The organism is Streptomyces sp. NPDC002690 (assembly GCF_053592415.1).
The window spans coordinates 1-11,463 of sequence record NZ_JBSFVR010000240.1 but is presented as its reverse complement, the minus strand read 5'-3'; the positions used below and the strand labels follow the sequence as shown (position 1 = coordinate 11,463).

Sequence of the window (11,463 nt, the reverse complement as noted above, 5' to 3'; positions counted from 1 at the left end):
GCCCGCAGGCCGACCGTCCGAAATGGTCCTACGCAACGGCGAGTTGAAGGGTTACGTGATCGCGCCCCTGCGGTACGAGGAGGCGGGCGGTCCCGGGGGCGGCCACCGGCGCGTACCGGCCCGGTCAGCGTCGCGAGTCCCGCTCCGCCTGGTCCATCAGGTCGAAGAACGTGTCACCGCGCACCACTTCGAACCGATCGTCCAGCAGCTCGACGAGTTCGGCGGCATCGCTCGGCGTCCAGCTCCAGGCGTTGATCGCGCCCGCGACGAACAGCGGCCCGCTGCCGTCCCGGCCCTCGACGTGCTTCAGTAGACCGTCCCGGTACTCGGCGGCCTTTCCCTGCGGGAAGAAGTTGCCGATCACCGGTATTCCGGCGGGCCGGGCCTCCAGGTCCCCGGTCTCCCAGGACTGGACGATGCCCCGCAGCGGTGTGTTCTCGCGGTAGGAGCGGACGACGCGCTCGTCGAACGGCACCCATCCGTCGCCCGTCGTGCCGCGCTGGTTGTACGCGTACACCAGGTTCATGCCGGTCCGGCGCAGAAAGCGCCCGGTGAGCTCGGTGTAGGCGTCCAGGGCGTCGGCGGGCCAGGAGCCCGGGTAGGTGTAACCGGCGCCGGAGGGGCCCGAGATCAGCAGGTCATTACCGGTGGCGGTGTTCTGGTAGTACGCCAGCAGCGCGGGGCCGATGTCCGCGAGCAGCGGGCTGACCGTCCAGTTGAGCGGCACGCTGCCCCGCTTCGGGTCCTCCCAGATGGTGCGCATGTGGCGCTGGCAGTACTGGATGTTGTCGCCCTCGCCGAACGTGAGGGTGAGGTAGACGCGGTCGGCGAGCCTGGCCTTCGGCGTTGGGGGGACCTTGTCCGAGATCCGCGCGGGCACTCCGGCGTGCACGGTGCCGTTCATGTAGAAGTCGGCGGGCACCACCTCGATGCCGTGCTGGGAGGCCCGGTCGACCCCGCCCCACTCTCCCGCCACGTCGTTGGAGAACCAGCCGGCGTACGGAGTGGTGGGCTCGACCCGGCTGAAGACCTCGTCCAGCAGCGTGCCGGTGTCGCCGGACGGAGGCAGCCAGACGACCATGGCCCGGCTCGCGACGGCGTAGTCCCGGAAGTACGGGAACGGTTCGACCCTGGTGGGCGAGGTGGCGGTCGCGGACACCAGGTACTGGTTCCACAGGTCGGCCTCGACCAGGAGCTGCCGGGTGCCGGCCGGCGGGGTGAAGCGGTAGATGAAATAGCCGCCGCCGTCGGAGAACCGGTTGGCGTCCCCGCCGATGGCGGAGTTCGAACCGTCGAAGAGGTACGGCGCCTCGGCGTCCGTCCCGGGTACGAAGGAGGCGATCACCTGGCCGTCCGCCCGCACCCTGACCGAGCCGACCGAAGCACCCCATCCGTCCTCGCCGAACGAGTCCTGGAAGCGCAGGTAGACGCCGTCGCCGCCGGAGAGCTCCGCACTGACGTCGAAGGTGCGGACCTGCCGGTTCGACGAGTCCCGCACGCGCTCGGTCTCCCGGGCGATCTCGCGCCAGCTCACCCGGGGGGTCTGCACCGTCCGGGTGGGCGGCAGCCCGGCCAGCAGCGTGTGGGAACAGCGCGGGAACAGGTGGTCCAACTGCCAGCGGTAGGTGGAGAGTACGTCGTCCGCGTCGAAGCGGCCGCGTAGGTCGGCGACGGTCTTCAGGCCGTACTCGCGGGCCTGTTCGGCGGTGGCGACGACCGCGTTCTCCAGGCCGGCCAGGGTGGTCGCCACGTTCACGGAGTCCGGTACGTCGGGATCGTGCAGGATCGCACCGCGCACCTCGTTCCGACAGCGGGCGACGAGGTCCAGCGCGCGGTCGTGGCGGGTGACCCGGGCGCCGGTGCCCGGGAGCCAGCGCAGATCGACGTCGCCGCTGTCGAAGTTGAAGTAGAGGCGTGGGGAGCGGCGGTTGACCACTCCCTGAAGGGTCGTCAGAAGCAGCTGGTCGTTTCCGTCGAGAGAGCTCACATCGGCGACATCGAGCCGGGTGGGGCGGCCGAATGACGGCAACAGAGGCGCTGCGGGCCTGGATTGCGCCGCGACGGCCGGGGTGGAGAGGAAGATCCCGGCACCGCCGACCGCGAGTGCCGCTCCGCCCGCCTGCAGAAGAGTTCTTCGGGACACCATCGGCGATCACAGCTCCTTGGGGGAGGGGGCGATTGTGGTTTGACATCGTTGTCAACAGAGGTGACATCGTTGTCAAGCAATCGGTGAACGTAGTGCCGGGCTGTGGAGTTGTCCATGGTGTGCGCAAGGAATGACGGCGGGCGCACCCTCTTTGAGTCACTTCGCGGCAATGCTGACCAGTACCTGACGCGGCACTACCGACCTTGAACGGGTGATGTCGGGGAACGGTGCGTGTGATGGTGCCCCGACCTGCTCCGTGGACGGCTGCTGCGCCAAGATGAGCGCATGCCCGAGAGCGAAGCGGATCTGCCGGCGTTGCTGCGCGAGCTCGATGATCCGGAGTGGCTGGAGTGGCCGCAGCACTACGACCGTGGCAGGACCGCAGCCCACTTCGGCGTACTCGTGGCGCGGCTCGAAGTTGACTTCGCGGCTCGCTGCACGGCTGAGCAGGACACCCAGGACTCCAGTGAGTACGGGCGCATCGTCGTACCCGCAGACGCAACCGCTTGCGGCACTCGAATCGTCGTCTGCGTGAGCAAGTTCGGCTCGCTGGCTCTGGTCTGCGCCGACAACCCGGGCGCCTTCCTCGGAACGGATGACGCCCAAGCCGAGGGCGAGCTCGACGGCGCGGACCTTGCCAAGGCCAACCGGGCGCTGGTCGAGTTCGGCTTTGTCGTGGTTGCCGAGGAACTACTGGAGAGTGATTACGACGGGCCGAGCCGACTGCCCCGGCACGTTCGGCGGCCCAGCTGGTGGGATCGCTTCTTCGGTAGCTTCTGACGATCACGTCGACAGGTCATCGTCGTCACCCGGGCCGGCGTCCACCGCTGGCGGGCCCACCCGTGTGTCAGCGGGCCCCGGTCCAACTCCCGTTCCAGCCTCGCCATCTGCGCGTCAGACAGTCGGGATCGACCAGGTGACCCCGTCGAGGCGACTCCCGCGTGGCCGCCCACCCGCCACTGGCGTCGCCAACGTTCCACCGACCGCTCCGAGACCCGCGGCGTGGCAGCGATCTCGGTTCTTCCCGCCAGCCTCGAAGCCAGTCACGGCCTGGAACCGGACCCGCTCCCGCGCCGCTCTCTCGACGTCGGTCAAGCCGCCGCCCTGCGCATGTCTCACCGAACAAGCACTACCGAGGCCGGCCGGCTTCACGCTGTCCGACGAACAGCCCGACATCACCCGATCAAGTTCAACAGCCATGCGCATGGTCAGGGGGCCGCCTGGGGCGGCGCGGGCCGGGTCGTCTCGCGCGGTACGAGGCAGCCTTCGAGGAACGCGAGAGCGCGCAAGTGGTAGGAGCGGGCGGCCCAGCCGAGGCTGATGTTGTGGCCGGCGTCCGGCTGGCGGTCGACGACCACCCGGGGAGCCGAGCGGAAGTGCGACGCCAGGTCGGCGAGGGCGGCTTCGTCGTGCCGCCACCACGCCTCGTGCTCGGCGAAGGTCAGCCGCACCGGCACCCTGACGCGGTGCGCGGTCGCCTCGAAGACCGCGGGCCAGCCGAGGATCTCCGCGTACTCCCTCGGTGGCATGGGCTCGATCAGCGTGGAGCTGGAGAAGAAGGTGTCGGGCGGGTAGAGGCGCAACTCCCCCCAGCTCCTGCGCGACCGGCCGGTGCCGTCCTTACCGGGCAGTTCGTGGTGCTCCACCGCGAACGCGTGGCCGCACCCCGAGATGTCCAGCCCGAGCAGATCGGGCACGGAATCCTCCGCAGCCGCCGCCAGGGCAACCTTGCCACCGTAGGAGTGGGCGACGAGGAACATCCCCGCTCCCGTTCCGTGCCGGTCCGCGAAGTCGCGCAGGGCGGCGCCGAGGCAGGCGGTCTGTTCCCTGAGACTTTGGCCCTCGGGGAAGGCGGCCGCCGAGTGCCCGTACCCGGGACGGTCGACGGCCAGCACGGTGTGGCCCAGGCTGGCTCCCACCGTCATCAACGACAGCTGGGGGTGTGCCTGCCCGTCGAAGTAGCCCGCGTTCATGCCGCCGCCGTGGAGGGCGACCACGACGGCCCGCGCGGGAGCCGCCCGGTCGGGCTCGCTGAGCAGCGCGGAGAGCTTCACCCCGCCGGCATCCAAGGTGATCCCGCGTACGCCGCGCGAGAGCGCGTGGGCCGGTGCGGCCATCGTGGTCCTCCTGTCGGGTGAAGGCCCGGGGGCTGGGGCCCTGGCGCCCGGGGCGCGGTGTCCGGGCGCCAGGGCCGGGCCCAGGGGGTCCGGCGCCGCACGGCACGCGGCCCCGCTCTCCTGATCCGACCCGATCCGGGCGAAAGGCGCTACCGGACGAAGGGACTCGATCCCACCCGGGAGACCGTCGGCCTTCCGCACACCTCCTTGAGGGCTGCCGTGCCCGGGTGCGAGCTGGACTGGACCTCGACCGCGGGGTAAGACCGGTGGGCGGGGATCAAGCTGTCAGTGCCGGACCCTAGGGTCGGTCTCATGACAGCAGACCTGGTCCAGGATTCGTGGAACCGCATCGACGCGTGGCTGCGTGAGCACGCGCCGCGTACGTTCTTGACGCTTCGGCCGCCCGCGTCCGACGAGGAGATCGCGGCAGCCCAGAAGGAACTGGGTGTCACCTTTCCACCGGACCTCATCGCGTCACTGCTCCGGCACGACGGGGCGGTGAGCGGGGCGGACGCGTTCCTGTTCAGCACGCACGACCGGCTTCTCGGAGTGAGCGGAATTCTCGGGGACACCGGGTTCATGCGCGACGCCGCCGCAGACCTCGACGAGGAGGAGGCCGAAGGCTACTGGCACCACGGCTACGTGAAGTTCGGTTCCTACGAGGTGACGTCGGACGGACTCATGATCGATTGTCGCGTCGGGCGGGATTCCTTCGGGGCGGTCGGACGGTTCTTCGACGAGACCGGCACCTCTTTCGGCCAGGCCGACTCGCTGGGTGGGTATCTGGCAGAGCTGGCCGACCAGCTTGAGCGCGGGCCGGATGCCGGTGTCGTCACGTTCAACGGCCGGCTGTTCTGGGAGTGGGCCATGCCTGCCGACCCGGATTGGGGCAGCGCCGACGATCCTCTTCCGGCACCGGACGAGCCGCTGCCGGAACTGGACCTCTCCTGCGCTCCCACCGACCGCGTCCACGCGTCCCATCTGTACGGACTCGATGAACTCGGCGCACTGCTCGCGGTCCTGCCACGTGAGCAGGTGGCCGAGGCCGCGCGGAAGCAACTACGCCGACTGGCGGTCGAGACGGGCCTGAACAAGTACCCGGAGGTCAAGTCGGCCCTGGACGCACTGGATCGGGGAGAAGCTCCACCGCGGCAGGACCAGACCACCCCGCTGGTCCTGCGCCTGCGGGCGGTGCTCGTGCAGGCAGGCACCCGTCGGGACCACACCCGCAGGTGGGCCGCGGAGAGGATGGCACACGGGATATGGGGCTCCCCCCACCGGTCCGTGTACGAGAGCGCGGGACTCCGGGGTCGTCTCACCGTCGACTGGCGTGCGGATCTGCACGCGGATCTGGGGAGTCCGCCACTGCCCCCGATACCCGACGACCGGTTCTGGGGGGCCCTGCGCAACCCCGCCGTCGACTCCGACTGGTACGCGGCTGAGTACGGTCAAGGTGAGAACTGACCGTCAGAACTGACCCCCGGAGTGCTCCACCGGGCAGGACGCGCGGGGCCGGACAGCGCCGGCAGCGTCCGCGCCGTCCTGGCCGGCAGGGGAGCAGGCCAGGACGGCGGGTCGGCGGAGTGGCGACGTCGGCGAAGCCGGAGGCTCCAGGGATGCCGAACTCGGTGTCGTGCGCGGTGGCTCCGGCGCGGCAGGGCCCCGCGTTGACGCTGATCACGAGGGCGCCCGAGGGTTCCTCCCTGCGTCGGCCGGCCGTGCTACTTCTGGTTGAGCAGCTCGCGGTAGAGGTCGATGAAGAGGGTTCCCTTGATGTCGGCGGTGACCGCGGCACCGAGGACGCCCGCGTGGGAGGCGAAGGAGACGCCGCCCCGGGGGCCGAGTGGCAGGACGATGGAATCCGCGTCCTCCTGCTCGTAGGCGGTGAGCTCGCTGCCGCCTTCGATGAGGGTGCGGATGTTCGCGGCGACGAGCTCGGCGTGCTTCTGCGCCAGTCGCGCCATCTTCTGCTCGGGGACCGCGTTGACGTCGCCGACGGCGAAGACGGTCTCCTGTCCCTGGACCCGCAGTTCGGGGGTGACGGCGATCTGCTGGTTGGGCCTCAGGGCGCCGCTCAGCTCGGCCCCCAGGTATCCGCTGTTGGTGGTGACGCCGTAGCAGGCGAACCAGGCGTCGGCGGTGATCTCCGTGCCGCCCTCCGTGGTGACGGTGAACACACCGGTCACCCCCGGTTCGGTGGAGGGGAGTTCCCGCAGGGAGGTGCCGAGCAGCACCTCCACGCCCAGCTGGTCGAGCTGCGAGCGCAGCTCGGTGTGGAAGTCCGCCGGGAACGTGGCGCTGGAGAGAAGTTCGCTCCGCGGGTCCACGACCGTGACGGCCTTGTCCGGCCAGGCGGCCTTGATCTCGCCGGCGAACTCCAGGCCCACTGCCCCGGCGCCGAGCAGCAGGACGTGGGAAGCGCGCTTCAGCTCGGCGTGGGTGGCCCGTAGCTTCTCCTTGCCGACCTTGCTCTCGTCGACGTCGATGTTCGCCGGGTAGCGGGCGGAGGAGCCGGTGGCCAGCACGATGTAGTCAGCCTCGACGATCTCGCCCGAGGCGAGTTCCACGGAGGTGGGGGAGACCTTGACCGCCCGGTCCCGGCGAATCCTGCCGCGGGTCAGGAGCTTGTCGTAGGGAAGGAAGAGCCGATCCGCCCAGCTCGGGTCCGTGACGCCCCGTAACGCGGCCACGTTGTGGACGAACGCGTCACGCGGCTCGATCAGGATGACGTCGGCGACGTCGTCCAGTGCCTTGGCCACTGTTGCTCCGGCGTATCCGCCGCCGACCACGGCCACGGTTGCGGTCATTGCATCCTCCTGGATTTGGTTCACGTTGCGAACAGTTCATATCACGTGCCATCTCTCAAGGGAAAGTTCAACTGCGCTATGGACATGAGAAGTTGGCGCCTCTGTCGGGAGGATTTGACAGCGCGGCGCGCGTGCGGGTGAAAATGTGCTGGGTGACGAACTGGAGGACGCGGTGGACGACGTCGAAGGGCGCCAGGCACCTCTGGCTCTGGCCCTGGTTGATTTGTCGCATCTCGTCCTGCATCTCTTCGCCGACGCGGGCCGTCAGTACGACCTGACCCAGCAGCAGACCGAGCTGCTGTGTGCCGTCATCGTCCGGGGACGGGTCCGGATGAACGAGCTCGGAAAGATCCTCCATCTGGAGAAGTCGAGTCTGAGCGGCCTGGTGGACCGGGCCGAGCGGCGCGGTCTGATGACCCGGACCCGGGACGAGGGCGACCGCCGTGCCTACTGGGTGGAACTCACCGGCGAGGGAAACCGGTTGGCGATGCGGACGCACAGCGATGTGACGGCCCGGCTCGACCGGATGGTCAGCCACCTCTCCCAGGACAGCCAGACGCGGCTCACCGGCGTCGTCAACCAGATCACCTCCGCCGGGGTCCGCCCGGACCGGTGAGGCCGGACGGACGCGTCGGTGCGTTGTGACGTCGCGGCGTGTCTCCGGGGCGCGTCGGTGCCGGCGCGAGGCGGAGAAGAGGGCGGCGGTAGCGCGTCACGGCGTCCGGGGGCCGGTCTCGCCGGTCCGGCCGCGGCGGGCGAGCAGCCGCTGAGCCGCGGAGAGTGCCCCGGCGCCGCTCCGCCCCGAACGGAGCGCCGCCCGGGCTGCGTTGGCACCCGGGGCGCCGTGCACCCCGCCGCCCGGATGGGCGGACGCGGAGGCCAGGTACAGCCGCTTCACCGGCGTCTCGGGGCGGCCGGTGCCCGGTACCGGACGGAACACCAACTGCTGGTGCATCGATGCCGTGCCGCCGTTGATCGCGCCGCCGCGCAGATTGGCGTCCGCCGATTCGAGCGCACCCGGTGAAAGAATCCGCCGAGCGCGGATGCGGTCGCGGAACCCGGGGGCGTACCGATCCACCTGCAGTTCCACCCGGTCCGCCATCCTCTCCCGCTCGCCGGCGTCCCACACTCCCGTGAGCCCGTCCGCCCCGGCGTCCGCCTTCGTCCGGTGCGGAACGTGCGTGTAGGCCCATGCCGATTCCGTTCCCCGAGGCGAACGCGTCGCGTCCGCCGTGGTCATCTGCCCGCAGAGGAGGAACGGGCGGTCGGGAATCAGGCCGCGGGCGATCTGCGCGGCCCACCGGGTGAGCTCGTCCACGCCCTCCGCGAGATGCACCGTGCCGGCCGCGGCCGCGCCCGGCACGGTCCAGGGGATCGGTCCGTCCAGTGCCCAGTCCACCTTGAACGTGGCGAAATCCCACTCGAAACGGCGCATGTCGTCGAGAACCCGCGACGGCAGGTGCTCCGCCGCGACGAGCGATTGGTACAGGCTGGGCGCCGATACGTCCGCGAGTACCGCCCGCCGGGCCGGCACGCCCTCCCCGGAGGCCGTACGGACGCCGACGGCACGGCCCTGCCGCACGATCACCTCGGTCACCCGTTCGCCGCACCGCACGACACCCCCGCGCGACCTCAGCCGTCGCACCAGGGCCTCGGTCAGAGCCCCCGCGCCTCCGACCGGCACGGGAAAGCCGTAGGACTGCCCGAGCATCGTCATCAGCCAGCCGAAGCCACCACTGCCCGCCGCCTCGGGTGCCAGATCCGCGTGCAGGGCGTTGCCGGCCAGCAGAAGCTTTCCTCCTTCGCCGAGGAACTCCTCGTCCCCCAGCCTCCGTACCGGCAGCACGAGGCTGCGCGCCAGCCGCAGCCCGCCCGCCGCTCGGAGTCGTGCCGCCAGCACGGTTCCGGCGAGGACGGGCGGAAAGGGCGCGAACAGGGCCTTGACGATGTCGTCCCCGAGCCGGTCCCAGACGTGGCAGAGGCCGAGCCAGCTCTCGCCGTCGCCGGGCGCGAAGCCCTCCAGTGCGTCCGCCGTCACCGCCCGGTCGCGGTCCAGTACCGCGCAACCGCCGTCCAGCAGCGGATGGGCGAGCACGTGCGGCGCGTGGCTCCAGCGCAGGCCCTCCCGACCGAGATCCAAGGCGGAGAGCACGGGAGAGGCCGCCGCCAGGGGATAGAACGAACTGAACACGTCGCTGATGTAGTCGGGATGGACCTCCCGGTCACTGCGGACCGCCCCGCCCGGTTCGGGCTGCTCCTCCAGGACCTCCACGCTCCAGCCCGCGTCGGCCAGAACGTTGGCCGCGACCAGGCCGTTGGGGCCGCTTCCGATGACCACCGCATCGACCATGATGCTGCTCCTTCGGCGTGTTGCTGCCCTGCCGCAGCGCCGTCGCGCGTCAGGCCGAGTCCCCCGCGTTCCCCCCGGCCTCCGCCCCGGCTCTCTCCTCGACCAGCCGTGCGAGCCGAGCCAGCATGCTGCGGTGACGGATCTGGAGTACCGCGTCCAGCAGCGCGTTGTGCAGAACCGCTCCCACGCCCTTCAAAGGGTGCTCGTCGACGATGACGAGCGTCCCGTCGCCCCAGGGGCGGATGTCGAAGGCGATGCGCGCCGACCCCAGCGGGCCGCCGCTCGCCTCCAGCTCCAGCGCGCCCGGTCGGTCGACGCGCCGGACCACCGTGTGCCCGGTGACCTCCTTCGGTCCCACGCGCAGGGTGTACGTGATCGAGGACCCCTGCTGGGGCCACACGCCCGATTCCGGCCGGGAGCGATCGGTCCCGACCACCCACTTCCCGTAGAGGGTGGGGTCCTCCAGTACGTCCCACACCGCGCGCGGCGGCCGGTCGATGAGGTGATGACGGACTGCCATGGCTCTCCTCCGATCGGAGGTGACTCGGGTCCGGAGGTGACTCGGGTCCGGAGGTGACTCGGGTCCGGAGGTGACTCGGTGTTCCGCGGGTACGCGCCGCTCGCGCGGAGGAGCGCCCTGCGCGCGGTAACGGAATCCGGAACCCCCGCCGTCGGTGTCCGGGGGCGTGTCCCGGTCGGGCGGTCGCCCCCGGTGCCACCGGACCGGACAGGGGTCGTGCACCACCTTCGATTCAACCGCGCTCGCGGGGACTCCGCAGGTCGGCGGGGACGGGCGGCACCGGGCGCCGTATCGTGCGGCGCCGAGGGCGGCCGTCGTCACACGACGGCCCGGCCGCCCTCGTCCGTACGCCGTGCAGCTCACGATTGGCGGAGCGGGAGGCGGCACCGGCACGGGTAGGACCTGGCAGCCGGCTCAGCGATCCTCGGCGTCGTCCTCGTCGACCACGTGCACGGCGGCCTCCTCGGCCGAGGCCGCTCCGCCGTCGATGCCGACATCCTCGGCGAAGACGTCGGTGTGACGACCGGTCGGATCGTCGGCCGCGCTGAGGCGCCCGGCCCGTTCGCCACCCTCGATCCGGCTCTCCGGTTCACCCTCGCCGTCCACGAGGTCGCCGATGCCGTCGCCGTCCGGCTGCTCCACGTCGTCGATCTCCTGGGCGAGCCGCTGGTCCAAGGACTCCCCCTCGCGCTCCTCGGCCCCCGTCGTGCCGTACTTGTCCACCGCCAGCGGGCGCTCGGGAGGGGAGTAGCCCTCCTCCATCTGGTCGTCCAGGTCCCGCTCGCCGAGTGCGTCCTCCATGTCGAGATCGTCGTTGGGGGGATCCTGGCCGTCGTCCTGAGGCTGGTAGACGTCGTCGCCGCGTGCCTGCTCCGGCATTTCTGTCGCTCCCTGCGTTCGTGGGGTGGGGCCGCGGTGCATCGGGCTCGGACCGGGTGCAACCGCCGTGCGGGCGCCGCCGGGTGTTCCGGAGGCGCGGGGGATCAGCGCCCCAGGGCCTTCCGCAACTGCTCCTTGTTCATGGAGGAGCGCCCGTCGATGTTCTTCTTCCTGGCCTCCGCGTACAGCTGGTCCCTGGTCGGCCCCTGGGCCCCCCGGTGGGAGCGTTCGCCGCCACGCCGGTAGGCGGATTTGCTGTCCTGCGTGGACGTCTTGCTCGCGGTCTCGGACTCGCCGGCCCGGGCCCGCTGCTTGTTCACCGTCCGGGCGGCGATCTCCTCGGCCCGCGACGCGGAGGCGCCCCGCTCCTGCTGACTCTCCTTGATGTGTTCGTACTGGCGTTCGCGCTTCTTGCTGGATCCAGCAGGCATGGCTTCACCTTTTCCGTCTCGTCGTCCCCTTCGGTGTACCTTCACGCCGGCCCGGCCGACGGCGCCGAACCCGGCCGGCGTGCTTGCCAGGGGGGCGATGACCCGCGTTTCCGTGAACAGCTCCACTAAACAACGCCCGGCCGGGCAGGGCGTTCGCTGCTGCCGCTCGGCCGGAACGAGGCGCCCCGCGCGCGCCCGGAGGCGGACGGCCCG

General features: G+C 70.8%; 10 protein-coding genes and 1 pseudogene. 3 read left to right on the top strand and 8 right to left on the bottom strand.

Annotated elements, in window-relative coordinates; translation table 11 throughout:
- Positions 1 to 124: 124 nt before the first annotated feature.
- The gene (locus ACWD3D_RS25310) at positions 125 to 2,146 is read right to left on the bottom strand and encodes a GxGYxYP domain-containing protein (RefSeq protein ID WP_451463089.1); all 2,022 of its coding nucleotides are present in this window, start codon (positions 2,144 to 2,146) and stop codon (positions 125 to 127) included.
- Positions 2,147 to 2,431: 285 nt separating this feature from the next.
- On the opposite strand from ACWD3D_RS25310, the gene ACWD3D_RS25305 reads away from it, so the two are divergent.
- Positions 2,432 to 2,926: a hypothetical protein gene (locus ACWD3D_RS25305; RefSeq protein WP_451463088.1), complete on the top strand. Its 495-nt coding sequence runs from the start codon at positions 2,432 to 2,434 to the stop codon at positions 2,924 to 2,926.
- 8 nt (positions 2,927 to 2,934) lie between these two features.
- Here ACWD3D_RS25305 and ACWD3D_RS25300 read toward each other — a convergent pair.
- Together ACWD3D_RS25300 and ACWD3D_RS25295 are read right to left on the bottom strand one after the other, a co-directional pair.
- Positions 2,935 to 3,265 (bottom strand): annotated as a pseudogene (locus ACWD3D_RS25300) (helix-turn-helix domain-containing protein); the annotation flags it as partial.
- 89 nt (positions 3,266 to 3,354) lie between these two features.
- Positions 3,355 to 4,263 (bottom strand): alpha/beta fold hydrolase, encoded by a 909-nt coding sequence (locus ACWD3D_RS25295; RefSeq protein WP_451463087.1) that lies wholly within the window; start codon positions 4,261 to 4,263, stop codon positions 3,355 to 3,357.
- A gap of 312 nt (positions 4,264 to 4,575) precedes the next feature.
- On the opposite strand from ACWD3D_RS25295, the gene ACWD3D_RS25290 reads away from it, so the two are divergent.
- Complete coding sequence (locus ACWD3D_RS25290; RefSeq protein ID WP_451463086.1) at positions 4,576 to 5,727, top strand: SMI1/KNR4 family protein; 1,152 nt, start codon at positions 4,576 to 4,578, stop codon at positions 5,725 to 5,727.
- Positions 5,728 to 5,984: 257 nt separating this feature from the next.
- On the opposite strand, the gene ACWD3D_RS25285 is transcribed toward ACWD3D_RS25290, so the two are convergent.
- Positions 5,985 to 7,070 (bottom strand): NAD(P)/FAD-dependent oxidoreductase, encoded by a 1,086-nt coding sequence (locus ACWD3D_RS25285; protein WP_451463085.1) that lies wholly within the window; start codon positions 7,068 to 7,070, stop codon positions 5,985 to 5,987.
- Between the two features lie 145 nt (positions 7,071 to 7,215).
- Between ACWD3D_RS25285 and ACWD3D_RS25280 the strand changes: the two genes are divergently transcribed.
- Positions 7,216 to 7,686, top strand: coding sequence for a MarR family winged helix-turn-helix transcriptional regulator (locus tag ACWD3D_RS25280; protein WP_451463084.1), 471 nt, complete (start codon positions 7,216 to 7,218; stop codon positions 7,684 to 7,686).
- A gap of 96 nt (positions 7,687 to 7,782) precedes the next feature.
- Here ACWD3D_RS25280 and ACWD3D_RS25275 read toward each other — a convergent pair whose 3' ends face one another.
- The 4 genes from ACWD3D_RS25275 to ACWD3D_RS25260 form a co-directional block, all read right to left on the bottom strand.
- Positions 7,783 to 9,420, bottom strand: a complete 1,638-nt coding sequence (locus tag ACWD3D_RS25275) for a phytoene desaturase family protein (protein ID WP_451463083.1) — start codon at positions 9,418 to 9,420, stop codon at positions 7,783 to 7,785.
- 49 nt (positions 9,421 to 9,469) lie between these two features.
- Entirely contained in the window at positions 9,470 to 9,940 is a 471-nt protein-coding gene (locus ACWD3D_RS25270; RefSeq protein WP_451463082.1) for an SRPBCC family protein, read from the bottom strand.
- Between the two features lie 414 nt (positions 9,941 to 10,354).
- Complete coding sequence (locus ACWD3D_RS25265) at positions 10,355 to 10,819, bottom strand: DUF5709 domain-containing protein (protein ID WP_451463081.1); 465 nt, start codon at positions 10,817 to 10,819, stop codon at positions 10,355 to 10,357.
- A 104-nt stretch (positions 10,820 to 10,923) separates the two neighbouring features.
- Positions 10,924 to 11,250 (bottom strand): plasmid stabilization protein, encoded by a 327-nt coding sequence (locus tag ACWD3D_RS25260; protein ID WP_451463080.1) that lies wholly within the window; start codon positions 11,248 to 11,250, stop codon positions 10,924 to 10,926.
- Positions 11,251 to 11,463: the final 213 nt, after the last annotated feature.

Excerpts from the sequence above, each read along its gene's own strand:
- ACWD3D_RS25270 (WP_451463082.1), bottom strand. The coding sequence starts at position 9,940 with ATGGCAGTCCGTCATCACCTCATCGACCGGCCGCCGCGCGCGGTGTGG.
- ACWD3D_RS25290 (WP_451463086.1), top strand. The coding sequence starts at position 4,576 with ATGACAGCAGACCTGGTCCAGGATTCGTGGAACCGCATCGACGCGTGG.
- ACWD3D_RS25275 (WP_451463083.1), bottom strand. The coding sequence starts at position 9,420 with ATGGTCGATGCGGTGGTCATCGGAAGCGGCCCCAACGGCCTGGTCGCG.
- ACWD3D_RS25305 (WP_451463088.1), top strand. The coding sequence starts at position 2,432 with ATGCCCGAGAGCGAAGCGGATCTGCCGGCGTTGCTGCGCGAGCTCGAT.
- ACWD3D_RS25285 (WP_451463085.1), bottom strand. The coding sequence starts at position 7,070 with ATGACCGCAACCGTGGCCGTGGTCGGCGGCGGATACGCCGGAGCAACA.
- ACWD3D_RS25295 (WP_451463087.1), bottom strand. The coding sequence starts at position 4,263 with ATGGCCGCACCGGCCCACGCGCTCTCGCGCGGCGTACGCGGGATCACC.
- ACWD3D_RS25265 (WP_451463081.1), bottom strand. The coding sequence starts at position 10,819 with ATGCCGGAGCAGGCACGCGGCGACGACGTCTACCAGCCTCAGGACGAC.
- ACWD3D_RS25260 (WP_451463080.1), bottom strand. The coding sequence starts at position 11,250 with ATGCCTGCTGGATCCAGCAAGAAGCGCGAACGCCAGTACGAACACATC.
- ACWD3D_RS25310 (WP_451463089.1), bottom strand. The coding sequence starts at position 2,146 with ATGGTGTCCCGAAGAACTCTTCTGCAGGCGGGCGGAGCGGCACTCGCG.